Annotated in this window: 28 protein-coding genes, 10 tRNA genes and 1 CRISPR repeat array; of the genes, 31 read left to right on the forward strand and 7 right to left on the reverse strand. The window is 38.8% G+C overall.

Annotation, left to right across the window (positions count from 1 at the left end; all coding sequences use genetic code 11):
- Positions 1-66: 66 nt before the first annotated feature.
- The 14 genes from AB5026_RS10885 to AB5026_RS10950 all read left to right on the forward strand — a co-directional run bounded on the left by AB5026_RS10885 (position 67) and on the right by AB5026_RS10950 (position 3682).
- Positions 67-139 (forward strand) — tRNA-Gln (locus AB5026_RS10885).
- Positions 140-173: 34 nt separating this feature from the next.
- A tRNA-Ser gene (locus AB5026_RS10890) sits at positions 174-258 on the forward strand.
- 138 nt (positions 259-396) lie between these two features.
- Positions 397-470: transfer RNA gene (locus AB5026_RS10895), tRNA-Arg, on the forward strand.
- Between the two features lie 98 nt (positions 471-568).
- Positions 569-656, forward strand: a tRNA-Ser gene (locus AB5026_RS10900).
- Positions 657-728: 72 nt separating this feature from the next.
- A tRNA-Cys gene (locus AB5026_RS10905) sits at positions 729-801 on the forward strand.
- A gap of 4 nt (positions 802-805) precedes the next feature.
- A tRNA-Thr gene (locus tag AB5026_RS10910) sits at positions 806-878 on the forward strand.
- Between the two features lie 10 nt (positions 879-888).
- Positions 889-959, forward strand: a tRNA-Gln gene (locus AB5026_RS10915).
- An 86-nt stretch (positions 960-1045) separates the two neighbouring features.
- Positions 1046-1134, forward strand: a tRNA-Leu gene (locus tag AB5026_RS10920).
- A 4-nt stretch (positions 1135-1138) separates the two neighbouring features.
- A tRNA-Leu gene (locus AB5026_RS10925) sits at positions 1139-1221 on the forward strand.
- 5 nt (positions 1222-1226) lie between these two features.
- Positions 1227-1308, forward strand: a tRNA-Leu gene (locus AB5026_RS10930).
- Between the two features lie 115 nt (positions 1309-1423).
- On the forward strand, positions 1424-1915 hold the full coding sequence (locus AB5026_RS10935; RefSeq protein WP_368213312.1) for a hypothetical protein: 492 nt from the start codon (positions 1424-1426) through the stop codon (positions 1913-1915).
- The gene (locus AB5026_RS10940) at positions 1890-2633 is read left to right on the forward strand and encodes a hypothetical protein (RefSeq protein WP_368213313.1); all 744 of its coding nucleotides are present in this window, start codon (positions 1890-1892) and stop codon (positions 2631-2633) included. The genes AB5026_RS10935 and AB5026_RS10940 overlap by 26 nt, the downstream gene beginning before the upstream one ends.
- A gap of 189 nt (positions 2634-2822) precedes the next feature.
- Positions 2823-3080, forward strand: a complete 258-nt coding sequence (locus AB5026_RS10945; protein WP_368213314.1) for a hypothetical protein — start codon at positions 2823-2825, stop codon at positions 3078-3080.
- A gap of 170 nt (positions 3081-3250) precedes the next feature.
- Positions 3251-3682, forward strand: a complete 432-nt coding sequence (locus tag AB5026_RS10950; protein WP_368213316.1) for a hypothetical protein — start codon at positions 3251-3253, stop codon at positions 3680-3682.
- 203 nt (positions 3683-3885) lie between these two features.
- Here the strand turns inward: AB5026_RS10950 and AB5026_RS10955 are convergent, their stop codons facing one another.
- From AB5026_RS10955 to AB5026_RS10965, 3 genes are read right to left on the reverse strand one after another with little or no spacing between them, the layout of a single operon-like run.
- Entirely contained in the window at positions 3886-4206 is a 321-nt protein-coding gene (locus tag AB5026_RS10955; protein WP_368213318.1) for a hypothetical protein, read from the reverse strand.
- 1 nt (position 4207) lies between these two features.
- Positions 4208-4723 carry a DUF3232 domain-containing protein gene (locus AB5026_RS10960; protein WP_368213319.1) on the reverse strand — a complete coding sequence of 172 codons (516 nt, stop codon included), beginning with the start codon at positions 4721-4723 and terminating at the stop codon, positions 4208-4210.
- 54 nt (positions 4724-4777) lie between these two features.
- On the reverse strand, positions 4778-5860 hold the full coding sequence (locus AB5026_RS10965; RefSeq protein ID WP_368213321.1) for a hypothetical protein: 1083 nt from the start codon (positions 5858-5860) through the stop codon (positions 4778-4780).
- Positions 5861-6046: 186 nt separating this feature from the next.
- On the opposite strand from AB5026_RS10965, the gene AB5026_RS10970 reads away from it, so the two are divergent.
- Entirely contained in the window at positions 6047-6376 is a 330-nt protein-coding gene (locus tag AB5026_RS10970) for a hypothetical protein (protein ID WP_368213322.1), read from the forward strand.
- Positions 6377-6692: 316 nt separating this feature from the next.
- Here the strand turns inward: AB5026_RS10970 and AB5026_RS10975 are convergent, their stop codons facing one another.
- Positions 6693-7505 carry a hypothetical protein gene (locus AB5026_RS10975; RefSeq protein WP_368213323.1) on the reverse strand — a complete coding sequence of 271 codons (813 nt, stop codon included), beginning with the start codon at positions 7503-7505 and terminating at the stop codon, positions 6693-6695.
- 52 nt (positions 7506-7557) lie between these two features.
- On the opposite strand from AB5026_RS10975, the gene AB5026_RS10980 reads away from it, so the two are divergent.
- The 12 genes from AB5026_RS10980 to AB5026_RS11035 all read left to right on the forward strand — a co-directional run bounded on the left by AB5026_RS10980 (position 7558) and on the right by AB5026_RS11035 (position 18778).
- A complete protein-coding gene (locus AB5026_RS10980) occupies positions 7558-7992 on the forward strand; it encodes a hypothetical protein (protein WP_368213324.1) in 435 nt (144 codons plus the stop codon).
- A gap of 74 nt (positions 7993-8066) precedes the next feature.
- Positions 8067-8471 carry a hypothetical protein gene (locus AB5026_RS10985; protein WP_368213325.1) on the forward strand — a complete coding sequence of 135 codons (405 nt, stop codon included), beginning with the start codon at positions 8067-8069 and terminating at the stop codon, positions 8469-8471.
- A 402-nt stretch (positions 8472-8873) separates the two neighbouring features.
- Entirely contained in the window at positions 8874-10628 is a 1755-nt protein-coding gene (locus tag AB5026_RS10990) for a type I-E CRISPR-associated protein Cse1/CasA (RefSeq protein WP_368213326.1), read from the forward strand.
- Complete coding sequence (locus AB5026_RS10995) at positions 10625-11137, forward strand: hypothetical protein (protein WP_368213327.1); 513 nt, start codon at positions 10625-10627, stop codon at positions 11135-11137. Before AB5026_RS10990 ends, AB5026_RS10995 begins: the two co-directional genes overlap by 4 nt.
- Positions 11137-12417: a type I-E CRISPR-associated protein Cas7/Cse4/CasC gene (locus AB5026_RS11000; protein WP_368213329.1), complete on the forward strand. Its 1281-nt coding sequence runs from the start codon at positions 11137-11139 to the stop codon at positions 12415-12417. The genes AB5026_RS10995 and AB5026_RS11000 overlap by 1 nt, the downstream gene beginning before the upstream one ends.
- Positions 12404-12952 (forward strand): type I-E CRISPR-associated protein Cas5/CasD, encoded by a 549-nt coding sequence (gene cas5e / locus AB5026_RS11005; RefSeq protein ID WP_368213330.1) that lies wholly within the window; start codon positions 12404-12406, stop codon positions 12950-12952. The genes AB5026_RS11000 and cas5e overlap by 14 nt, the downstream gene beginning before the upstream one ends.
- A complete protein-coding gene (locus AB5026_RS11010) occupies positions 12927-13520 on the forward strand; it encodes a type I-E CRISPR-associated protein Cas6/Cse3/CasE (RefSeq protein ID WP_368213331.1) in 594 nt (197 codons plus the stop codon). Before cas5e ends, AB5026_RS11010 begins: the two co-directional genes overlap by 26 nt.
- A gap of 712 nt (positions 13521-14232) precedes the next feature.
- On the forward strand, positions 14233-16686 hold the full coding sequence (gene cas3, locus AB5026_RS11015) for a CRISPR-associated helicase Cas3' (RefSeq protein ID WP_368213333.1): 2454 nt from the start codon (positions 14233-14235) through the stop codon (positions 16684-16686).
- Positions 16687-16829: 143 nt separating this feature from the next.
- Positions 16830-17286: direct repeats of the CRISPR family, unit length 28 nt; unit sequence GTCTGCCCCTCGCAGGAGGGGATGAATC.
- A gap of 16 nt (positions 17287-17302) precedes the next feature.
- The gene (locus AB5026_RS11020; RefSeq protein WP_173734683.1) at positions 17303-17599 is read left to right on the forward strand and encodes a hypothetical protein; all 297 of its coding nucleotides are present in this window, start codon (positions 17303-17305) and stop codon (positions 17597-17599) included.
- Positions 17600-17638: 39 nt separating this feature from the next.
- Entirely contained in the window at positions 17639-18274 is a 636-nt protein-coding gene (locus tag AB5026_RS11025) for a hypothetical protein (RefSeq protein ID WP_173734684.1), read from the forward strand.
- 47 nt (positions 18275-18321) lie between these two features.
- Positions 18322-18549 carry a hypothetical protein gene (locus AB5026_RS11030; protein WP_368213335.1) on the forward strand — a complete coding sequence of 76 codons (228 nt, stop codon included), beginning with the start codon at positions 18322-18324 and terminating at the stop codon, positions 18547-18549.
- Positions 18550-18592: 43 nt separating this feature from the next.
- The gene (locus AB5026_RS11035) at positions 18593-18778 is read left to right on the forward strand and encodes a helix-turn-helix transcriptional regulator (RefSeq protein WP_173734686.1); all 186 of its coding nucleotides are present in this window, start codon (positions 18593-18595) and stop codon (positions 18776-18778) included.
- Positions 18779-19019: 241 nt separating this feature from the next.
- On the opposite strand, the gene AB5026_RS11040 is transcribed toward AB5026_RS11035, so the two are convergent.
- Positions 19020-20018 carry a hypothetical protein gene (locus AB5026_RS11040; protein WP_173734687.1) on the reverse strand — a complete coding sequence of 333 codons (999 nt, stop codon included), beginning with the start codon at positions 20016-20018 and terminating at the stop codon, positions 19020-19022.
- A 175-nt stretch (positions 20019-20193) separates the two neighbouring features.
- Between AB5026_RS11040 and thyA the strand changes: the two genes are divergently transcribed.
- The 3 genes from thyA (at position 20194) to AB5026_RS11055 (ending at position 21709) form a co-directional block, all read left to right on the forward strand.
- Positions 20194-21180 carry a thymidylate synthase gene (gene thyA / locus AB5026_RS11045; protein ID WP_368213336.1) on the forward strand — a complete coding sequence of 329 codons (987 nt, stop codon included), beginning with the start codon at positions 20194-20196 and terminating at the stop codon, positions 21178-21180.
- A 75-nt stretch (positions 21181-21255) separates the two neighbouring features.
- A complete protein-coding gene (locus tag AB5026_RS11050) occupies positions 21256-21504 on the forward strand; it encodes a hypothetical protein (protein ID WP_110102610.1) in 249 nt (82 codons plus the stop codon).
- A 79-nt stretch (positions 21505-21583) separates the two neighbouring features.
- Positions 21584-21709, forward strand: coding sequence for a hypothetical protein (locus tag AB5026_RS11055; protein ID WP_265191439.1), 126 nt, complete (start codon positions 21584-21586; stop codon positions 21707-21709).
- Here the strand turns inward: AB5026_RS11055 and AB5026_RS11060 are convergent.
- Entirely contained in the window at positions 21699-23495 is a 1797-nt protein-coding gene (locus AB5026_RS11060) for a leucine-rich repeat domain-containing protein (protein WP_368213337.1), read from the reverse strand. The genes AB5026_RS11055 and AB5026_RS11060 overlap by 11 nt on opposite strands.
- Positions 23496-23634: 139 nt before the next feature.
- Positions 23635-23907, reverse strand: a complete 273-nt coding sequence (locus tag AB5026_RS11065) for a hypothetical protein (RefSeq protein WP_368213338.1) — start codon at positions 23905-23907, stop codon at positions 23635-23637.
- A gap of 248 nt (positions 23908-24155) precedes the next feature.
- On the opposite strand from AB5026_RS11065, the gene AB5026_RS11070 reads away from it, so the two are divergent.
- A complete protein-coding gene (locus tag AB5026_RS11070; protein WP_173734608.1) occupies positions 24156-24824 on the forward strand; it encodes a hypothetical protein in 669 nt (222 codons plus the stop codon).
- Positions 24825-24835 lie beyond the last annotated feature (11 nt).

Below are 24835 nucleotides of genomic sequence, written 5' to 3' on the forward strand. Positions count from 1 at the left end.
GATAGCGTTTAAACCTGCAAATCTGTGATTTCACAGGGCGAAAAAGGGCATTGCCGAGAAAAACATTGGGCTGTCGCCAAGCGGTAAGGCACAGCACTTTGACTGCTGTATCACGTCAGTTCGAATCTGACCAGCCCAGTTTCTTTAATGTTTTTTTGATAAATTTTATTTTTGCCGTCTTGTCGCAGAAATGGGAATGCACCAGCTTTGAATACTGGCGTCCGAAAGGGCATGGGGGTTCGAATCCCTCAGACGGCGTTTAAATTCGCATAGCTTATCGAAGGGCGAAGTTTTCGCCCGTAGTCTGGTAACGAGCGTAAGCGAGTTATCAAGGGATAGAGCACACGGCTACGGACCGTGGTTTATGGGAGTTCGAATCTCTCTGCGAATGTTTTTACCGCATTAGTTCAGTTGGATAGAACAAGAGATTTCTAATCTTTAGGTCCCGGGTTCAAGTCCTGGATGCGGTGTTGCAGATGTAAAACAGTGTTCTAGTCAGTATAGCTTTGGCAGTCGGTTCAATTCCGTCAGCGGGTAGCTCCTGCGAAAATTTTTGCATCTGCTCTTTGGAGTGTTGGCAGAGCAGGTTAATTGCACTGGATTGCTAATCCAGCGTCGCGTATCGCGGCACAAAGGTTCAAATCCTTTACACTCCGTTTCGCAATATTGATGACTCGGTGAATTTACGTTCACCTTCGCCAGACACGTGCGGGAATCTCCCGCCCGATGATGACGTCGCCAAGTGGTTTAAGGCAGCAGACTGCAACTCTGCCACCGTGAGTCCGAATCTCACCGTCATCTTAATGCCGGCATGGCGCAGTTGGTAGCGCAACTGATTCGTAATCAGTAGGTCGCAGGTTCAAGTCCAGCTGTCGGCTTTTAGCTTCTAGCCGATTGGTGTAGTGGTAGCACGCCAGACTCTGACTCTGGAGATATAGGTCCGATTCCTGTATTGGCTGTTAAAAGTATAAAAAAAAGGAGGTAAAAATAATGAAGTGATTAGATAGCCTGCTAGGAGCATGGGATAGGGGAAAAAGTTAAGTTTGCACCAGTGGCGGAACAGGCAGACGCATTGGACTTAAAATCCAAAGAAGTTTAATTATCTTCGTGAGAGTTCAAGTCTCTCCTGGTGCATTTTCGCAGTGTGTCGGAATTCGGAAGACGAGGTTGACTCAAAATCAATTGCTGAAAAGCGTGCAAGTTCAAATCTTGTCACTGCGATTTATGTCCATATGGCGGAATTGGCAGACGCGCATGATTTAGGCTCATGTGTTGAAAGGCGTGAGAGTTCAAGTCTCTCTATGGACACTATGTTAAACAGCTAGTAAAATCTGGCTGTTTTTTTTGTTTTAGAAAGACTTTTTCTTGCAAAATCCAGCATACTACTTTAAACAAAAATTTTATTGTAATATGGAGAAAAATATTGGCAAGAAAAAGAATAAAATGTACAGATGAGGAAATCATTAAAGCATCAAAAAATAATAAGACAGCTAAAGCTGCAGCAAAAATGTTGGGAATTGATTATAAAACGTACAGAATGCACGCAAAAAGACTCGGATGCTTTAATACTAATCCCGGATATAGTAAAAACAGTAGAGTTTATAAGCATAAAGAGGGATATGAATTTACGGAAGATTACTTTGAATGTTTAGACTCACAAGAAAAGGCATATTTTTTAGGTTTTTTGGCAGCCGATGGGTCTGTTCACAATAAGGCCAACCGTTTGACAATTTGCTTAGCAAAAAGGGATGTAGATGTAATTGAAAAATTATGTGATGCACTGTCATATAATAAATCACATATTATAGAGTATAATGCCTTTTACTATGATGAAAACAGAGTAAAGAAAATATTTCCATCTGTTAGAATTTCACTGTTTTCAAAAAAAAATGAAACAAGATTTATCAAAATATAATATCGTTTCAAATAAATCACATAAAAAAGAAAGTCTAATAAGTAATATTCCAGATAAATATAAGTGGGCATGGATTGCAGGATATATCGACGGAGATGGAAGCATAGCTACTCAATATTACAGAATAGTAATAGTCGGTAATTTAAATACTATAAAAGACATAGATTTATTTATTACCAGAAAAATAGGTACAAATGATAGAATTATAAGACAGACTGGAAAATATACATATGAACTTTCTTATAGCAAAAAGGAAATTGTCAAAGAAATATTATTACAATATACGTACAGTTCAGGCATTCATTTAAATAGAAAGTTAAAATATGCAAATGAAATGTTGCATAAATATTACACGAACGAAGGTGTTGATATTCACACAAAGTCAAGTACTAATATAAACTTCAATGTAATTAATAATGATAAAAAGGAAGCAAGCACTAAAATGAAAAATCATTGTATAGACTGTGGTAAGCCAATATCTCAAGATGCAGCAAGATGTAAACGATGTGCTCAAATATATAAAGCATTTCAGAAACGACCGAATCGTCCGAACCGGGAAATATTAAAAAATCTTATCAGAAATGATAGTTTTTTAAGCATTGGGAAACAATACGGTGTTACAGACAATGCTGTAAGAAAGTGGTGCAAAGTGTATGGCTTGCCGTATAAAGTAAGTGAAATTAAGAGAATTTCAGACGAAGAATGGGAAAATATATAAATTATATTTTACAAAGCAGCCAGCAAAAGCTGGCTGCTTTTTCTTGCAAAAATATCTGAAGAATACTCGCAAAAATTCTCTCTTATATAGAAATTCCGGCATATTAGATATAGAAATAACAAAAAGAAACCAAAAATAATTTGTACATGAGAGGATATTAATATACCATTCAACGAAAAGAACGATGATATGGTGTTCTTATGGCAGGCTCTTGCTAAACGAGTGGCGGAAGAGCGCACGGTTGACCTGACAGGTGAAATTGAGATTCTTGACATAGAAAAACGCCGAGCGATAAGTATTTCAGATGTCAACAAAAGAATCCAGGGATTGGAAGGACTGTATCAGAAGTACGACCTCATCCACAACTTTATAAGATTTTTTGGTATGCCAAATACAAGAGAAGAACAAAAAGAATTGACAAGAAAAAAGAAGTTTCAGATGCGCTGACAAAGATGCTGAAAACAAAGCAGCTGAAGAGAAGACAGTGCCCTGACTGTGGAAGAGCGTTGCAGTATAACTATCAGTATGGCATTTGTGAGAGTTGCTATTCTATGAGAAATCGTGGGTATGGATATTGGGGGGATGAGTGGTTCTAAAGTGAAAGGAGATGTTGAGCGATGAAAAGATTTGTTTCGTTTTTTGCAATATTTATGGTTGCTTTGTCGTATTTAATACTTACTGCTCTTATTGGGTATTCATTAAAACAAAGTTGGGATACAAATGAGGTAACGACTACGGCTGAAATCATTGAAATTTTGGAGACAGATTTTACGCAAATTAAGACTACGAGGACAACAAATGCTGTAGTGTTGTGTCAGTATTTATACGAAGGGAAAGAGTATAAAAAAGAAGCATCAATAGATGGTGGTTGCAAAAAGGGCGACATAATAGATATTGTAATTGATGCTGATAATCCAGATGTGATTATTAACTTTACAAAGCAAGAGAAAAAAGTTTGCTTCATGACGCTAATTATCCCGGCCATAATTGCGTCTGCGTTAGTGATAACGCTGACAATACTAAAAAGAAAAATAAAGCAAGAAACATAGGGTCCGCTTACGCAGGCTCTAAATTTTTGCATTTTGTTTGTCAAAGTGTGGACGAATGCAGAACCCCGGATACTAACATACGTTTGTCTGACCAAGACAGTATGTAGATTGAAAAAACGCTCAGGTCGCTTTTCCGGAAAGTGTTTTGACTTTCTGTTTTTAATATGCTGAAAAAATAAAAAAGGATACCCAAACTTGGTATCCTAAATAAATTCATCTCGTCGTTTATAGAATTCTTTATAAAACGCTTTAGTCTCTTCAAGATTCTTCAGCATGATTGCTATATCCTCAATAGAAACGGCAGGAATTAAAAACTGCGGATTGCCGGTTTCCAAAAATTTAATGGTAATTCCAAAGACAGGGTCTTTTGGTTTCACTACGATGTGTTTTTCAATTCCATCGTCTGAAATTTTAAGGAGTTGGCCATATCCGTAATATTCTTTTGTCGTCAGAAACTTGTTTTTCTTTTCTGTAACAAATTTGATGTTGTTTGACATGTTTTTGTCCTCTCTTTCTGTCTGCATTTTAATCTATTTCCGGTTCATCATCAACAGTTTGCTTGTGATGTACCATCGAAAGGTTGCGGCCTGTACGGTCATCAAACATTTCAACAGTAACATCTCTACAAAAATCAGCAATTGCATATCTGTCTTCAACATCACCAGCAAAGATTTTTTCAACGCCTTCCATTTCTGCAAAACGGTTCAGGCGCTTAACGCCAATTATTGCGCGTTCGTGGTGCGCCCTGCGGTTGTGGTCAAGCTTTTCAATTCGGTCACGCAGTTCCTGACCTTCGTAGTTAATGCGAATGATTGGGAGAGCTGTTTCCATCATGTGCACTGCATACACATATTCGCCAAGAGCTCTCATGTCGCTTTCTATGATATCCAGCATATCGCGGTCATTTTTGCATGCATTAACGAGATTTAAGAATTTTTCTTTAATCAATTTTTTCACCGTCCTTTTTGTTTTGTCGGCTATAATATGCAGGTTTTGGAAAAATTCTAAAAAGCAGGCAGTTAGCATATGCAAAAAAAACATAAAAAAACCACCCGGAAGAATTAATCTTCCGGGTGTACTTATGTATCGTGTTCTTTAATCCTTGTTTATCTCCGCAAATCCGCCCACATCAATCTTAAGCTTTATTTCTTCGCCTTTTTTCAATTCATTCCATTCAGAAAAAGCCATCTCGTATTTTTCCGTTTCTGTTTCGTCTTTCTTTTTCTGATATGTGGCTGTTACAAAATAATGCTCGTTTTTATCACCGGTCCGCTGGCCGTCTTTAAGCTTTGGCTTCGGCCAGGATGGATTCTGACCATGTCCGGAACTTTTTGCGGTGTCTGTGACAGTCCACCGGTCAATCTCGTAATAGTATTTCGTAGCATACACGGGTTCCTGTCGGTAGACGGGTTTTTGTACATTCTCGGTGTACGTTTCCGTCGTGTATACAGGAACATTTTTGGTATGCTCTTCAAAATATCCGTTGCCGAGGTTTTTGTAAGAGCTGCGTTTTTCGTAGTGGTCTATTACTCTTCTAGTTCGGGTCTCTGTTACGGTTTTGTAATGGTCCAAAACGTCTTTGTATGTTTTGACTTCATTTCGGGTATATTGCAGCCGCGCACCATCTGGAAGCGTCCATCCGCTTTCGTCATAAGTGACGATTTCTTCAACATCAATCGTTCTTTGCCATTCAAAATCATCAATCGTAACGTTCCTGACCTTTGGCGAAAAACAGGATACCAATCCAAAAATAACAAATGCGATTGCTGCAAAGGTTCCGATAAGAAGCAATATGCTTTTCAGAAAAGATTTTCTTGGTTCTTCTGAATCGCTTCTTTGAGAAGATGCTTTTTGCTCTTCTTTTTTACGCTTCTTTTCCTCTTCCTGCTGTCGCATTTCAAAATAGTTTCGTTCAGATTCCTCTTTTGTAGCGCCGCAGTTTTTGCATGAATCTAAGTTATCGCTGTTAAGGCTGCCGCAGAAAGAACACTGCCAATCGGGGTTGCGGCTGATTTTTGCCGCTTCTTCATCTGAAACATATTTGATTTCATCCGGCATGTAGAATTTTGTGTTTTCGTCCTGCGGGTGTCCACAGCTCGGGCATGTCTTTTGCCCCGCCCTGATTCGTTTGTTGTTACAGAATGGGCAATCCCAAAGTCCTTCAACAAGTTTTCCCATATAGAAATATCTCCTTTCGTGTTGGTTGTATATATATAGAATGCTGAAAAAATATAGCTGCAAAATAAACCGGATGCCGTTTTTGCCGGCTGCTGCCTGCAAACCGTCATACAAAAATCCGCAAAAATACATCGGCTGCTGAAAAATTTGGCATATTGCGGATAAGAAAAATGCAAAAACTCAAAAATGAAGAGAAAAATAATGAAAAATATATGCGTAATTACTGGAGCACCATGTTTTGGGATGTATAAGGTAGTGCATTTTCTGGGCAAGAGAGGTGTGGCGCTGATAAACCTACAGGGTGCAAGCAGAAAGAAGACAGAAAAAGAAGAAGATATTGTTCTCAGGTATACGGCTGACGATAAAACAAATATTGTCTTAACCCGCGAGGATATAAGACACTGCGTGCTAGTGCTTACAACCGAACAGACAGAACTGCTGGCGCAGGCTGCGAAAACAAGAAACGGGAGTGAAGCAGACAACAGGCTGCCGACAAAAAATTACCCGGAAGGTTAGACCTTCCGGGTGTGCTTATTTCTTAGGGTTTTTGATAGCTCAGGCTTACGCATTCGCTACCAAGCCTCGCAGAGGCTGACAAACGAAGCCGTGATACCGCGAGCTATGCTCGCGTGTACCAGACGAGGGCGGGTTTCCCGCCCGTCGATAAGGCTGAGTGTAGTGCACGAACGGGGATTCAGACCCACATGCGAAGTTAAGACCGGAACATTTGGCCCGCGGACGACTTCTTGTCGGCCGGTGATTTCCCGCTCTCCGTTAATCTTTGCTATTGATTTCGGCGAAACCATTAAAGTCAATTTTCAGTTCAATTTCTTCACCCTTTTTCAGTTTTTTCCACCTGCCGGTAAACCGGCTCGTGAAAGGTTTCTGTATAAGTCTCATCCTTGCATATAGGAAAGATTTTGATGATGATTTCGAGGATTTTACTCCAATAGGGGTCATCCGAGAGTTCGCCTTCATAATGGTCTACCATCACCATTCTTGTCCTTGTTTCCGAGACTGTCTTATAGTGGTCGACAACGTCTTTGTGTGACCTGATTTCCCTTTTTGTATACTGCAGCCGTGCGTCATCTGGAAGCGTCCATCCGTTTTCATCATAGGTGGCGACTTCTTCAACGTCAATCGCGCTTTGCCATTCAAAATCATCAATCGTAACGTTTCTGACCTTTGGCGAAAAACAGGATGCCAATAATCCAAAAATAATAAATACGATTGTTACAAAGGTTCCGATAAGAAGCAGCATGTTTTTCAAAAAAGATTTTCTTGGTTCTTCTGACTCGCTTCTCTGAGAAAATGCTTTTTGTTCTTCTTTTTTGTGTTTCTTTTTCTCTTCCTGCTGCCGCATTTCAAAGTAGTTTCGTTCAGATTCCTCTTTTGTAGCGCCGCAATTTGCGCATGAATCCAAGTTATCGCTGTTAAAGCTGCCACAGAAAGAACACTGCCAGTCAGGATTACGGCTGATTTTTTCTGCTTTTTCTTTAGGTACATATTCTACAGCATCGGGCATATAAAATTTTGTGCTTTCGTCCTGTGGATGTCCACAATTCGGGCATGCTTTTTGCCCTGCTCTGATTCGTTTGTTGTCGCAGAATGGGCAGTCCCAAAGTCCTTCAACAAGTTTTTCCATAAGAACGTCTCCTTTCGTATATGTAATGTTTGTTAATTACATTACATATAAGATGTTGGAAAAATATAGTTTTGGAACTTATTTTTTTTGTGATTTTTTTTGTTTTTCTGTTCTTCGGCATATTAAACATATAACAATCAGAAAGGCAGGGAAAAAATATGTAAAACCCAAAACAAGTCTTCTTGTCGAATTATTATGGGTCAAAAAACTGCAAAAAATATTTGCACTTAAAAAATTTCGGCATATTAAATCAATACAGAAGCAAGTAAATGCATATGAATTTAAGCGTGATTTTGATGCTTACCTGTGCGGAGTTGGAAGAGTGCAGGTTGGAAAAGGCGCTGTCTGTGAATGTAAGAGCAATGGTAGTCTGTATTTTCTGAATTCCAAGAACTACCTGCCATATGAAGCGGTACAGCTAATTGCAGCAAATCCTGCTAAATATCTAAATGATATTACAGCTATGTATGTTGGTAAGTTTTTGTAAGGTTGCTGATGGTGGTTAAATTTTCTGATTAATAAATGCAGTAATACACTGTAGAACATCAGAAAGGAGAAAAAATGAAAGACAAATTTTCAGAATGGCTAAAGAAAATTCAAAAAGTACATCCAAAAGCAAATGAAGAGGTGTTGCGATTTATTTATGATTTTTCAGTAAAACAGGGATACGGTGAAGCAGAAGAAGTATTGTATCAGCAGTTCGCCAGCGGATATTGCTATTATTTCGCATGCATGCTGAAAGCGGCATTCAACCGTGGAGAGATATGCTGGGCGGCTCCGTTCGGTCATATCGTTTGGGTGGACGAGAACGGTATTCCATACGATATTTCAGGTGTTAATGAATCCGAAACAGATGATTACATTCCGGAATATATGATGGGCAACACAATCAATGATTTCAAACATATTAGCGGAAGAGAATATGACACACCAAAATGGCAAATTGAGCAGATGATTTCGGAATAGCATGACATTAAATCAGAAGAATTCGGAGGGAATGTAACAAAGATAAAGACGAAAGAAGAGGCACAAAAATATTTAAAGTCATATATCGTATTTGAGGTGGATTACAATGGCGTGTATGCTAAAAAGCGGAAGTATCTGAGAAAAAAATTTGGGATTTAAAAATTGCAGTCTCTCGGAAGGGAGGCTGTTTTTTGTGAAGTTATATGGCTGGGCGGTGTATCCAGCATCTCAGGTACTCCAAATGGAGTGTGTCGGGAACCATTTCCGACCTCATATAACATATATAGTATATTATGCGTGATTATCCACATCTATAGAAACTTGTAAAAAAATCGCAAAAAATCTCTACTTATCAAAAATTCCAGCATATTAAGTACAAAACATCAGGAAGGAGAAAAAACGATGATATTTGATGTACTAACAGAACCATGGATGGGAGTGGTTGATAAAGAAACAGGAGAAGTGCTTAAAGTTGGATTGAGAGATTATATCGTCAACGCTCATATGTATAAATGCAGTGCTGAAAACAAAGGCTTTGCTATTATCAGAAGATTACAACAGAGATTAGCTGAAGCAGTTGTTATTGATATTTATGGAAGAGCCGTAAACGATGAGCTAATGTCTGTCTTTGATAATGGACGGTTTGATGCTGACAAAATTGACGCATATTTTGATGAGTGTATAAAAAATGGAACGTCATTTGACCTGTTTGATGAAGAAAAACCATTCATGCAAGTTGATGCAAAAACTGCAGAAAGTGTATTTAAGGAGAATAGTATTGCATCAGTTTCTTCAATTAATGCAAAGCAATGTGGGGGAAATAATAAAGTATTTTTTCAGCATGTGGATGTTAATGATTACATCGAAAATTTTGGAGGAGTAGATAACAGGGATTCATATTATGATGAAGCGCAAATTGACGGGCGACATATTGAATTTGCAAATAGTGTAAAATTTGACGAATACATGAATTTAATTTTAATGGAGAGCTGCATTGCTGGCATGAGAAGTCAGTCATATGCTCCAGGCCTTATCTGTATGCCAAGTCCTCCTGCCATGTACCATTTTGATGCGGCGGAAGACAAAAGCTTATTTTCAAGTATTTTGTTAAACATCGCTGACGATGATTCAGGATGTGATGACGGTATGCCAGTTTGGAAGTGGGATTCATACAACTATGCGGTAAATTCAATGCTGCAAAAGAAGTATCAGGTTCCCCTGCTTGAAGGTATGTTTTTCCCGGTAACTTATCTGCGTCCTGATTACAGCTCTATTGATATGGAAAAGAAAACTATCAAGAGAATTTACAAATCAATAATGCTGTTCAAAGCACCAGATGGTTCCGATATGATGAAAACAGCAAGACAGTCATGGCTGATAAATAAAGAGCCATCGGTTACGGTTATTCCTAAGTCAAAAAACAAAGACGTGATGACCGGTATGGAGTTTACAAATTCAAATGAAGTATGGATGGGGATTAAGGCATATGCAAATATCTTTGGTAACCATTCTGCTCCGCGAGTGCTAAGGAGTTCATTGTATGATGCATTATTTGCAGCAGACTTAAGGCTGAAAGTCAGAGGGGGAGAAGCCGATGGAGATGAGACTGTAAAGACTGAAATGACGGCATACTATGTTTCTAAGGACAGGGGCTCGTTTCTATCACAGGGGAAATATCCGTGCATGCTTCCGGAGTGTATTTTGGATGACCAGTTAAAAAAACAGGCTACGGATATGTTTATAGATATGATAGGTATGGAGTATGTACCATATGGAAGTAATAAGAATAAAGCAGGTATTGCAAAACGCATGCAGCAGAGAATTGGTGATATTGAAACTGCTTTGTCTTCAATTGGAGAACAGCTCTTTACGAAGAATAAATTTGACCTGGTGACCGTCCGGAATACTACGATGAACAGGTATTGGAGATATTGCGAAAATCTATTTAAAAATTTCTTCATTCCGGATATCGATGGTATAAAAAAGTCAGCATACTGTAGCCAAGAGGAATACATGGAAGCATTAAGAATCATAGTAGGTAAGTATGTTGATAATGCATCAGGATATGCAAACAGGTTAATATACAGCATTCCGATTCCGAAAGGCAAGAGCATTGCTGTGAGAAAAGCATTAGCAAAGAACGGAGGAAAAAAATGAATTATGAAGAAACCCGCGAACAGGTTGATATGATTCTGGAACGTGTAAAGTCATTGGATAATGCAAAAAAGATACAGCTGCGCCGAGCATATAATATCAGTTTTGACGAATTGCGAGGATTCCAGCAGATAACGATTAAAAATATCCTGAAAGATACCCCATGGTGTTATGCCGGATATATGAGGGATTTTATCGTTGATATGTGCGGCATATATGTGCAGCAGGAATGCAAAGAAGGGGACCTGTTTGAATATTGCCTACATGAAATATATGATGAGGGTTCTGCGGCAGTACAGCAAAAAATCGGTTATCTCGTTGATGAGGATGAGAAAGCAATCTTAATAAGATACATAAAAAGATATATAAAAATGTGTAAAAAGGGCACTAAAATTGACACAGCAAAACTGATAACGGATATTCTGTGCTGGCCATATTACAACACAAGAAATGAGTGGATTGATGTAATTGCCGGCGTTAAAAAAATTGATAAGAAAAAGGAGAAAAAATAATGAGCAAAAGGATGTTGGTTGAAGTACACGTAGGAAAAAGATATGGCATTTCACGTTTAAACTGTGATGGAGCAGGACAGGTGAAAGATGTAATTATTGATAATGAAAGATACAACAGAATTTCGTCACAGTCAAAGAAAAAAGTATGGCGTGAAAATTTAGAGAGACGCCTGGAGCGATTAAACGGTGACAGCATGGAACATGTATACAGAACCAGAGCAATGAAAGATATCTTTAAAAAAGAATTCTTAAAAAAAGAAGCAGGCTTGTATGCTGAAAATGCTGACGCTATGGCTGAATATATTGTCAAAAGTATTTTGTCCTGCTCTCTGGAGGAAAAAAATGGATTTGATGTTACAAATCAGGTTTTGATTGTCACAAAGTATGACGTTGAAGATATCGTCGAAGTGTTCTGTGATGTCATCAAGACACCCGATGACTGGGAACAAGCCAAGAAAGAGGCAGCAGAAAAGGAAAAAGAAAATGATAAGAAAAAAGGCAGTAAGGCAAAAAACAGTGCGAAGAATTCGGCCTCCCAGAGAATCATTTCAGCATTGAAAGCAAAACTGCCATTAAGAAAATATGGTGTTGAGTGTTCATTGTTTGGCAGAATGGCGACGTCTGGTGTAATGGAAACTGTTGAAAGTGCTATGTGTGTTAATCATAGTTATTCATTAGGGAAAGCCACACTGGACAGCGATTATTATATCGTTGTTGATAACTATCTGTCAGCAATGGCAAGCGAAACTGAAAGTGGACAGAGCGGTGCCGGATACTTGGATGAAAAAGAATTTTCCAGTCATGTGTACTATGAATATGCAAGTATTGATGTGGGGAAGTTTTATGACAACCTGACTAAAGGGGTAGACATGTCAGATGAAAAGAATGTACAGCGTATTAAGACTGTGATTATTGAGGCTGTCAAGTGTGTGGTTAATGATATTGCTACATCTGCTCCGAGCGGCGGCCAAAATTCGTTTGCGTCACGTCCTGACCCGGTTGGTGTATATATTACAATCAAGGAAGACGGAGAAGGACGTACGGCTGATACATACTGTATTAAAGAAATGGTTAAAAATGGAAGTGCAGCCGCTAAGACTGAAGCTGATAAGTTCCTGAATGCTATGAACGAATTTACAAGCGGAGATTTTGCAGGTGACTCAGATTACCTGGCAAGAATTTATACCGGAGAATCTCCGGAAATGTTAGATGGTGCTGAGCATATGTCATGGAAAGAAGCTGTTAAAAAAGTAGGGGATATTATTGATGAAAAATTCTAAAAAATTAAAGCTAGTCTGTTCCGCCATGCTCCAGTCATGGCGAATCAGAAGCATTGGGCCATCTCAGAGATATACTGAGCTGGCCCCCACGAAAAGCGGTATCATAGGAATGATTGCCTGTGCATTAGGGTATGAGAGGGACGATAAAAGGATTGAGGTTTTGGCGAATTCCACAGAGCTGTATCTTGATGTTAAAAATTCCGGGTCAATGCTGGAATCGGCAACCATTAATTCAATTGATACGCTGATTGATTACCAGACAGTAATGGATAAAGAAAAGGGAATGCCAACTGCAAATGGCGGTCGTTTATATTCAGCAACGCTGATTGATAAAGAATATCTTGTCTGCCGCAGGTTTGTTCTATATCTGATTTCCGATGAGGAAACACTAAATAAAATCCAGGCGGCATTAAAGGCTCCTGTATGGCAGTATTATCTCGGAAGCAAATGCTGCATTCCGGCAGAACCTGTCAGTCAGGGAATTTCAGAGATTAAGGAGGGCGAAATTAGTGATTATCAGCACATTCGAGTGTAAAAGCTTTGTACAGAATTCAGATATCACACATAAAATTATTCAATCAATGTTTCACTGTAACCGTGCATACCATAATGTCCTGTATATGGTAATTGGAAAAAATCTGATAATACAGTCTGACATTGAACCGTATGAAATCCCAGACTCATTACGATTAATGAATTCAAGGAACTGTGATGGTATGGCCGCTAACATTAATGCCGGTGACGTTGTTAAAATTTTCGCTATGTATGAACCAACAAAAAAACAGGCCAGAATTGGAAAGCGGTCATCAAATATCCTGATTGCAGATGAAAACGACAGAAAAGAATGGGTAAAAAGAAAATTTATAAATGCCGGCAATGTGATTGCTATTAATGAATTGTCAAAAAATAAACGCCAGGTCACCAAAAGTTGCGGTGATTCTCATCCGGTAAGCGTATTCGGATACGAATTCCTGCTGCGTGTCAGCGATGCGAACGCATTACGGAACCTGATTAAAAATGGAGTGGGCCGGTCTAAATCATACGGAGCCGGAATGTCTCTTGTGATGGGAGTTGAAAAGCAAAAAAATCATTTAAAAAAATGAAAATGCGGCGGATTTCTCGGCATATTGAAGATGTGGATGAGGCAAGAACAACATTTGTGCAAATTGCACAACGAAGTGTTTGAGACGGCTGAAAGCCGCATAAACACTGAGTGTCTGCCCCTCGCAGGAGGGGATGAATCGACTGGACGAAATGAGCGAGTCATCAAATTGATGTCTGCCCCTCTCATGAGGGGATGAATCGGCGGACAACGGTTTTGCCTGGTGGTAAATCGCGTCTACCCCTCGCAGGAGGGGATGAATCGCAACAGCAAAGGTAAAGGCCCAAAAAGAAGAAATCTGCCCCTCGCAGGAGGGGATGAATCGAACTCTTTTCCGGGCAGATGTCTTTTTCTGACGTCTGTCCCTCGTAGGAGGGGATGAATCGGGATTTGGTGAGGATGAACTAGAAAAGAAAGTGCCTGCCCCTCGTATGAGGGGATGAATCGCCCGGTCATCTAAAACAATTATACCACAAGCCGTTTGCCCCTCGTAGGAGGGAATGAATCATAAAATTAAAAATAAAAAACGGAGGCAAGTAGCGTCTGCCCCTCGTATGAGGGGATGAATCGGCAACCCGGCGGCAGGACATAACCTGGAGCAGGTCTGCCCCTCGCAAGAGGGGATGAATCGAACCGCAGCGTCAGCATCTCATACCGGGAGAAGTCTGCCCCTCGCAAGAGGGGATATAATATCTTTTTTTCGGAGGAGTATAATGGACATAACAAAAATATGGGCAAAAACAGTCCCAAAAAAATCTTTAATCAATCACATGCTGGAGACCGGAATAGTCGCAGAGTGCCTGACTGATACGAATGGTATTTACTATCCGGTGCTGAACAGGCTGTCTGAAATAACTAGTTGTGATAGTGATACGTTGTTAGCAAAAATCGTGTTTATTTGCGCTATTCACGACATAGGAAAAATACATCCGACATTTCAAGGCCGTGATGAGGAAACGTTAGAGATGTTAAAACAAGAGGGCTTAAATCAGGTGTCATTTGACACACGGTTTAGACATGAGCAGTATGGTGCGAATATCTTTGACAAATTGAGCGCTGAAGATGTTGATATAAAAAATTCAGATATTATATCTCAAATTATCAGGATGCATCACCAAAAAGAACAGAAAAAAAATTCTGATATTGATATTATAAAAATTGATGATAAAGAAAAGGCAAAAAAATGGATGCATATCCAGAATGAGATTTATGATTATATAAAGAATGTTTTTCAATTTGACAATCTAAATTTGATAAACAAAAATATCAGCAAGTCAGAGCTGTTTGTAGTACAAAATGCAATCTTAGGTATAATGATTACCTCGGATTGGATAGCATCAAACAACTACGTGTTCGACAATCAATCGTATGAAAATATAGACGAATTTTTGAAATCAAGAAAGATTCAGGCGCTGAAATTCCTGAACAATGAGGGGATGATACGGCAACAAATTCCAGTGATGCAGGATTTCAAGAGCGCGTTTGGATTCAATGGAAGACCGGTGCAAAATGATGTTGAAAAAATTGTACATAAAAATAACATCAAATGCATGTTGATTGAATCTGATTGCGGTTCTGGAAAAACCGAAGCGGCGTTGTATGCAGCCTCCGTTCTGGGTAATCGTTCTGGATTGTCTGGAATATATATGGGGCTACCGACCGGCGTTTCTGCAGAAGCGATTCAAGACCGTGTGGATGAATTTTTAACTTCACACGGTATGCGAAACACGAAGCTGTATACGTCAAAATCAATGCTATTAAGGGAGCCAGATAAAAAGCCTGTATGGACGGATATGTCTCGTCAGAGATTATTGGCGTCATCTGCTGTTGGTACGGTTGACCAGGTAATGACTGCTGCCAGGCTGGTGAGGTTTGAGAGTGTCCGGATGGATGGTTTGGCGTCAAAGGTGCTGATTATTGACGAAATTCACGCGTATGACGCATATATGCTTGCCGTGATAAAGGATTTGCTGAAGATATGTGAAGGACTCGGCGTTCCAGTCATTATGTTGTCGGCTACATTACCGATATCTACGAAAAAAGATTTGCTGGGTGTGCTTGACGATGGAGATATAGAATTGCATAACGGATACCCGGTGATATCGTATGTTACAAAAGATGGAAGGGTGCATGAACACGTATCACACCAATATATGCCTGATAAAAAAATCTCGTGCGAGGTGTTGCCAATATTAAATGACAATGACAAAATTGCACGATATGCAGTTGATGCAGTTAAAGACGGAGGATGTGAATGCGTGATTATGAATACAGTCACAGATGCAATCTGCGTATATGACAAAATCAAAAAAAGCAAAAAAAATGACTGTAAAATAATTCTATATCATTCCAGAATGACTATAAATGCACGAGATGAGAAGAGTCGGGAAATTTTGGAAATGTGCGGTAAAGATAGAACCAAAAGGCCTGAACGTGTCATTATTGTTGGAACGCAGGTTTTAGAGCAATCTCTTGATATTGATGTTGATTATATGATGACTGCAATCTGCCCGATTGATTTGTTATTCCAGAGGATAGGCCGATATCACAGGCATGGCGATGCTGGGACTATCAGGGAGCGTGTAGTTATTGCGAATACTGTCCAGGTGTTGATTCCGGCAACTTTATCCAGCTATGGCGGGACTGAGTATGTTTATGAAAAATGTTATCTTGATGCGACAATTGACGCAATTAATGAACATAATGGTCATCTGTTGATACCGTCAGGTATGCCTGACATGATTAATTATGTATACAGCCATACTTCAATTGACGTGCGTGTTCGTCAAATTATAGACGAGGCAAATTCAGATGCCGGAAATATTAAAATTAAAAACGGGTTTGAAATATACACAAGGAAAAACGACCTGACAGATAAAAACCTGAATGTCCGTCTATCAAATACCGATGAAACGATGGTTCAAATTGCGATATTGGATGACGCAGAGATTGAAAAGTTAGGACAGAACAGTGAGGCAGACATAGAGTTGTTTAAATGTCTTGTGGTAGCTGTCAGGGAGTCAAAAATTAAAAATTTTAAGAATTTCTGCAAGCCTGAAACAGGAATCTTTAAAGATGTACAAATATACACAAAAGATAACTGTGTGAGTGAAGGCAAAGAAATCGTCGTAGATGATGAATACGGAATGAGGATTAAGAAAGTTTAAAAAATATTTGTAAAAAAACAAATAAAATATTTTTTAGGCATATTATAAGTAGAGGAAATGATGTGTAACGAGTTGAAAATGGCATTTGTGCAAATTGCACAATGAGGTGTTTAAGGCGGCTGAAAGCCGCATAAACACTGAGTGTCTGCCCCTCGCAGGAGGGGATGAATCGTTTATCACCGTATTTTCGCTGAATTTCATTAAGTCTGCCCCTCGCAGGAGGGGATGAATCAGAAGAAGACAAGGGAACTAGGCTGCGTGTCATAGTCTGCCCCTCGCAAGAGGGGATGAATCGACTTATGCGACATCCATGATAGATGGACATGTGTCTGCCCCTCGCAGGAGGGGATGAATCGAGAGAGACAAAACCGATGGTGATTGAGATAAAGTCTGCCTCTCGCAGGAGGGGATGAATCAACAGAGGGTACAACCTCCGCCAAGATTGCATCCGTCTGCCCCTCGTAGGAGGGGATGAATCGATGCGTGAATGCGTATGCAGCAGTCATTAAGCGTCTGCCCCTCGCAGGAGGGGATGAATCGCAGAATGAGCTGACAGATAAGAATATTAAAAAGTCTGCCCCTCGTTAGAGGGGATAAAACACAAGGAGAAAAAAATATGCAAAAACACAATTGGAAAATCAACATTGTCAACGAATGGACTGGAGATAAAAGGTGTTTTCGGTATAATGGAACTGTTGATGAGACAAAAGACTTTCTATTAAAACTTGCTGAAGAAGATTGTGACAAATATGGGACTGAAGGTTCTTGGTTTCTTCCATATGACAGGTCAGACGTTCGCGAAGGAGTTAAATGGAATGGCAAATCATGTGTTCTAAGCAGCCTGTATGCATACAATGGATTGTTAAATGGTGATATTACATATGAAGCAATATTGATTTCAGATATATCTTAAGATATAATAAAAATATATACGAAATAAGAGGAAAAATATATGGAAATCATCAAGAGAGCAAATAGAGTAATATATAAGGTAAGCGGAGAAGCAATCAGTATTCCTTCCAGAATGTATCCACTTGAGTCTGATTCGTTTCAGTGTTTTAATGCCGATAACACAAGCGAAATTGTGGATGAAAAAATTAAGGATATCTTTGATTCAATCAAATCGGAAACCGGAAGATGCTTTACAAATGCTGAAACCCTTTGCGTAGCTTTAAATAAAGCAGGATACCCGGCAGAGCAATATGTCGGATGGCTATTCATGGAAGATGAGTTACCGATTCATCACAGTTTTGTTGTACTTAATGACCATATACTAGATTTGTCAATTTCTCTGAAATCTGAGGATTTTGCAAAACTGGATTCTATGACGAAGATATATAAAACAAAAGATGAAGCAAGAGAGTATATTGCAGAATATATACTGCAAAAAGAGCAGTTGCCGAATCATCAGCGCTGTATTTTTGGCATAGTTGACAAAATGTATCATTACATCGGAGCACCAGGTACAAGAGAAGATGGAATAAAAAGAAATAAAGAATTAAGAAAAATATATCCACAGCATCCATGTTTTCAGGATGTGAAGAATGGTATAACAAGAGGGCAGGAGATTCTGTTAAGAAAAAAATGAAAAAAATAAGAAGATTAATAACAAATCCATATACAAAAAAAATTAAAATGACAACTTTGTACGAATATCCGGCAAAAGTTGGAACTACTGGTTCAACGGTTATATGGCTGCTGGAAGAAGCAGAAAAAGGAAAACAAATATTCGGATTCTGTCTGGAAGACAGATATTCTCCGTATATGACAGGACAGGCGTTCCGGTATGCCGAAGCACAACGCTTTCTTGTAACTGATATTCAGAATCGTCCAAGTGGTGAATTTCTGATAATCAGTAGATAAAAAAGATATGAAAACGTGATGTGATTGGAGTAAATATGAAAATATGAAAAATAATCTTAAAATTGGCAGAGAAAATAAGAATATGACAGCTAAAGAAGTAAGCGAAAAAATTGGCGTGACTAAGCAGGCTGTTTACAATATGGAAGCTGGCAAGAGTAATCCAGCCGTAGATACGTTGATGAAATTTGCAAAGCTGTATAGCGTCAGATTGATTATTTGCTGGGACTAACAAATTTCGAAAATTTCAAATCGCAGTATGAACATTTGCAATCATTAGAAGGTGATGAGTTGTTTGCCGCGTTAGATGCGCTAAGTATTAAGAAATGGACAAAAAATGGTGAAGAATATTCAAAATTGGATGATGGATGGTATGTGGCTATTAGAGCCATGTAAAAATGATAATACAGAAAAACTCTCGCATATACAAAAGACAGGACGAAAATAAGTTCGTCCTGTCTTTTGTATATATATTAGTCAAATCGGTCCATTCTGGATTTCCATTTGTTTATTTCGTCCATTTCATGCGAAAAATTCGGTTTTTTTGCAAAGCCTCCATATTTGACAATTAGCTTGTATGCAAGTGATTCTTCGGAAGTGGCTTCGCGTACAGTGAACCACTCGCCAGTTTTTTCATTGAAGAAGAGCCAGTAGTCAGTGCCATCTTTGGCTAATAGAATGCCACCATTTTTCATGCCTTCTTTAATAGGGTAGTCTGGATTAATGACTTTTCCAACGTCGAAAACATTTCGTTCGTTAAAGGTATAGGTTCTTCCGTGAATTTCCATGGTATGCTTGAAATACTTGGAATTTCCTTTTTCGCCTTGCTCATAACGTTCAGATGTATCCCAGCTTGTTACATCTTGTGAATCAATGTCTTTTTGTTTCTGATATTCAGAAATTTGTTCCTGGATTCTCTGCCAATATTCTTGTTTTCTCTGAAATGAGGCCTTCATTTCTTCAAGGCTGTAATTTGTAAAGGCTGGGGCTAATAGCACTCCGCCGTATTCTATTGGTGAATTAATAGACTCGGCCATTAAATCAAGAATAACATCGCCACTAATACCAATGGCAATAGCACATTTTTGGGATGAATGTCCTACGGCTCTTTTGATTATCTGCATCGGCTTTCTGCCAGAAAAAATAGCATCATATTCTTCTTTGTATCTTTTTTTGTATTCTTGTTTGTTGTCGTATTTTAGATGGAATAACATATCTGTGTATGCTTTTTTTACAACCGCAATATTGTGTAAGGATAACCCATCTTCTACGACATCTTTACCGTGAACTGTTATGCGAATTTGTTGCTCAGTAATAATACAATCATCGGTAAATCCTAAAACGAGCATAGGTCCATGCCCATCCATTGAAATTGTGGTCTTTACGGTTAACATATCTTCAGATGGAGCCATTAGTAAAGTAAAATCATGTCCTTCAATGGTGTAAGTCCAGTTTTTCGAGATTATAGTCATAAAATATTTCTCCTTTCCAAGGAAATATATAAAAACTTTGTTCTCTTTCTATATGAATAATGATAACAAAATCTAATAATATCGTCAACTTGCATGCACATTTTTTTTTGCTTGCAAATTCATCATATTATTCTTGCAAAACTAAAAAAAATAACAAAGAAAAGGAGAGGTAAAAATGAGTTATGCAGATTTAGTATTCAAAAATATGTGTCAGGATATTCTGGAGAATGGAACCGATACTCGCGGAGAAAAGGTTAGACCGCATTGGCCGGATGGCGCATCGGCATACACAATCAAAAAATTTGGAGTATGTAACCGGTATGACCTGCGAAAGGAATTTCCGGCGCTAACGCTGAGAAAGACGGCATTAAAAAGCGCGATGGATGAGATTTTGTGGATTTGGCAGAAAAAGTCAAATAACATTGCCGATTTAAACAGCCACATTTGGGACAGCTGGGCTGATGAGGATGGCAGCATTGGTGAGGCATATGGCTATCAGCTTGAGAGGAAATTCCAATGTAAAGATGTAACACTTGAAGGACTGCGGACCGCATTTCCGGATGGCGAATACGAGCTGGTTGGTTTTGGTACTGAAATGTTTGCTGCGCTTGATGATGACGGCAATGCTGCCAGATGGTATGCAGTTAAAACACCAGGCGAGCCGTGGAGCATGGACCAGGTGGATAAGGCCATCTACGACCTGAAAAATACACCGTTCAGTCGCAGAATTATGACGAATATTTATAATTTTGCAGACCTTCACGCAATGAACTTGTATCCATGTGCCTACAGTATGACGTTTAATGTCACTCAGGATAAGGACTCTGACCGATTGGTTTTAAATGCTATTCTGAATCAACGTTCTAACGATATCCTGGCTGCCGGCAATTGGAATGTATGCCAGTATGCATTGCTGGTAATGATGATTGCCCAGGTGTGTGACATGATTCCAGGCGAGCTGGTACATATGATTGCTGATGCACATATCTATGACAGGCATGTTGATATTATTAAGGAGTTGCTGACGCGAGAACCACTGCCGGCTCCGGTAGTGAAACTGAATCCGGATGTGAAGAATTTCTATGACTTCACGGTTGATGATTTGATTGTTGAAGACTACCAGGCGCATCCACAGATTAAAAATATCCCGGTGGCAATTTAACACGTGCTTTGCATAATGCGGCAGTGAAAACCATAGGCTGCCGCAAAAATCACAAAATCAGAAAGGAAAAATAATATGAAAATTGTTCGAGACGGAAAAGAATATGAGTTAACATCTGAAGAGCTGGCTGCAGCAAGTGCAGAGTTTGTGACAAATTTCATGAAAAGTGAGATGATGGGGCGTTGCGAAATTTCTGATGAAGAACTTGCCGAAGAGCTTGCTGAAAAAGCATATGATAGATATTGCGAAGGAAACGGCGAGACAGAAGGAGAGTGTATCGACTGGGCTTATTACTCATGGCTTGAATCTGCAAAAGAAGAATAATCCTGCTGCTTAATTGGCAGCCCTGCTTTGGGCAGGGCTGTTTTTTTTGCGGCAGAAAAATCAGAGAAAGAAAAAAAGCATGCAAAAAAAAGAGAAAACGAATACTCAAAAAAATCTTAAAAAAGAACAAAAAAAGAGAAAAAAAGAACCAGCTGTCTATGCGACAGCTGGTTTAATGTTGAAAAAGTGTTTCGTTAAAGCGTGAATTTGGAACTCGGTTTGTCCTGCGTCTGTGTCAGCAAATATGCTACAATTGAGGGTTTATCTGCCTCATTTGCGACCTGCAAAAGCTGTTTGATTGCTGCTTTTGACAACAACTTAAAGCCGATAAATTCGGCGAACTCATCATCCTTGTTTTCTTTAATATATCGCAGCGCAATCTGTTTTGCACAGCGTCTTAAGTACTTTTCAAGTTTAGCATCTGCTCCCGGACTCTGTTTGTAAATATAATATGCAGTGTCCTGTTTTAATTCGGTGCTTATCGCACCGTAATACAAATCATGCAAATCGGATTTGCAAAAATAGCCACTACTGCATTGCTGATTTAACCTATACAAAGTCTTGTAACTTAAAGATGCCGGTACAATAAACTCATTATCTCCAACAATAAGTTTTTTTACGGGGGATACGCTTATATCCGACAGAAATGCATACGGCAGACCTGAAAAAAGATGCGGAGTACGTAGTTCTTGTACGCAACTAAAACTTAATTCTCCGGCGTATTTGATACTTTTTGGAAGAGTTACGTTTTTCAGTTTTTCACACCAGTCAAATGCACGCCGTCCAATGGTTGAAATCCCTTCGTGCATTATAACAGATTTAAGGCTACGGCAGTTTAAAAATGCACTATGTCCGATGTCTGTAACCCGAGGAGGAAACTCAACATGAGTTAAATTATGACAATCGGCAAAAATATTGCTCGCATAGCCTCCGATTTTTTTAATTCCGGGCCCGAAATCTATTTTGCGGATTTTAGACTGCCGAAATGCTTCCTTTCTAATATTTCTCAATGAAGATGGAAATGTGACTGAATCTATTCTTGTTCCATAAAATGCAAAATCATTAATACAAGTTACACCTTCAGGAACGATAATATCTCCGGTTTTCTTGATTGGGCATAGAATCAGGCAACTCATATCTCCGGAGTACAGAATCCCATCTTTTGATACAAACCCGCTGCTTGGGGATGCTTCAATACATGATACATTTGTTGTGTTAAGATATCTGTATATTCCAAACATATTATTTTTTGAGAATTCAGTGTCTGCAACCACAATTGTTTCTGGCAATTTATTGATTCCATTAACATTTTTGATATTCCTGATGACTGCCCGTTTGACATTTTTGTAATCTATATCTGTCGGCAGAACACATTTGGTGTCTTCCGGAAATTCAATTTCTTCAGCATCATCATCTACACCAAAGACAATATTTCCGACCCTTTTGAGACCATTTTTTGACGGAATATCAAAAAATGATGAACCATCAAAAGCATGATGGTTGATGGTATGAATAGTATTAAAAGAAGTATCGTTATTGAAGAAGGAGACTAGCTGACATCCTTCAAGCGCATAATCATCAATTATATTAATGTCATACAATGGCTGAATTTGTTCATCCGGCTTAATGCAAAAGACATTCTTCAATATCTTATTCACGACTATCAACCGAACGAGATATTGACAGCTAAGGAAATATGGATTATTGGAGTCCACGTTTCTTACATTCGGAAACATGAAGTTGGAAATATCAATATCCATGATATCTTCCTGAATAACCAATTCTTCTACATCAGGAAACTGCTTAAAGATGTTTCTTAATTTGACGTTGCGGCTTAATCTATTTCTATTTGCGTTAGGTCCGGACAAAACGATACTTCGAATTCCAGGCTCAACATCGATATCAATAATATCAGTCATCTTACTGTCTGCAAAGTATAAATATACGCCTTTCTCAGGAGAAAACGAAACTAAGTTTTGATTATTTTTCATTTTTCTTTTTCCTTTCTTTGTTGCAAAATTTTTTATTTCAAAAATAATATGCAGGAAAGGATGGGGAAGAAAAAAGGGTAAAAATTAACTCGACAACTTAAGCCCTGCAGAATTTCTGCAGGGCCGGTTTTGCATACGACTATTTGTTTCCTTTGAATTTTTCGATAACAGACATTTCTTCGAATTCCAATGGGTAGATTCCAGCTTCGCATGGTACGGATAATCCGCGTTCAATACGAATTGGATTTGTTGCATCAGTTCCAAGTTCTCGGTTTTCTGTTCTGTATAGTTTTTTAACATTCCTGCTGCCATCTAAAATATAGTCGCCTTCAAAAAGTTCTTCTCCATTTTTGTCAAAATATCTGATATTTTTGCCATTTCCATTTCGTAAAATTGTCGCTCTTAATTCCATATATATCCTCCTTAATTTAGTTCTTTTGCCATTTGTTTTTTGTATGTTTGGAGTATATATGATTCAGCATCGAAAGTCAATGTTCTTACAAAAGTTGTAAGATTCGGCGAATTATACAAAAATAGCAGTGAAAAATCATTCAATATTACCACTTGTACATATAATCTTATTTTTTTACTTTTCAATCATATTAAAAATGAATCTTAAAAGTATATAAAATATATAAAAAAAGAAAGGAATCTATACATATGAACACAACAGAAAAAACAATCCAAGACCTTATCGTAACCCGCAATGCCTGCGGCAGCAGGATTGTATTGGACGGAAAATCATGTATCGCTCCGATAGACGATAAAGCATTTTTCGATAAATGCCTGATGTACAGCGATAGCAAGAATCTGCATGCAAAAAATACTGTTGCCTGGCGGCCGATGTCTGACGATTGGAAAGAACAATGCCGAAGCAATTCGTTCTGGTTTCAGGATACTGTCGCTGAGGCGAAAAAAATGTTCCCAGGAATGGATGAACGTCTGTTTGAGTTAAAAGCTCGACTTCTTGATTTTGCCGGTGAGGCAGTCTGCCTGCCTCCGTATGAAGAAGACCTGGAAAATATTTTGGAATATGGCCAGTTCTGGCTTGGATATAATGCTGAGATGGTGAAAGGTGAGGCATGCCAATGCCACAAAAATTCGGCAAGAGTATGGCAGAAGAATAAGGATAAAACAGTAATCTGCACCGGATATGCATTATCTGCTGATGGCATGTGGAGACAGCATAGCTGGTTGATACACCGCAAGCCAAGGTCAAATAGAATCGTAGAGACGACAAGACCGAGGGTTTTGTATTACGGCTTTGCGATGCCGCCGGAGTTGTCAGAAAGATTTGCTGACGAAGTTTTGGATAGTATTATGTTCTAGAATACACAAAG

Source organism: Blautia sp. RTP21359st1_E11_RTP21359_211015 (assembly GCF_040910705.1).
Taxonomy (GTDB): Bacteria; Bacillota; Clostridia; order Lachnospirales; family Lachnospiraceae; genus Blautia_A; species Blautia_A fusiformis.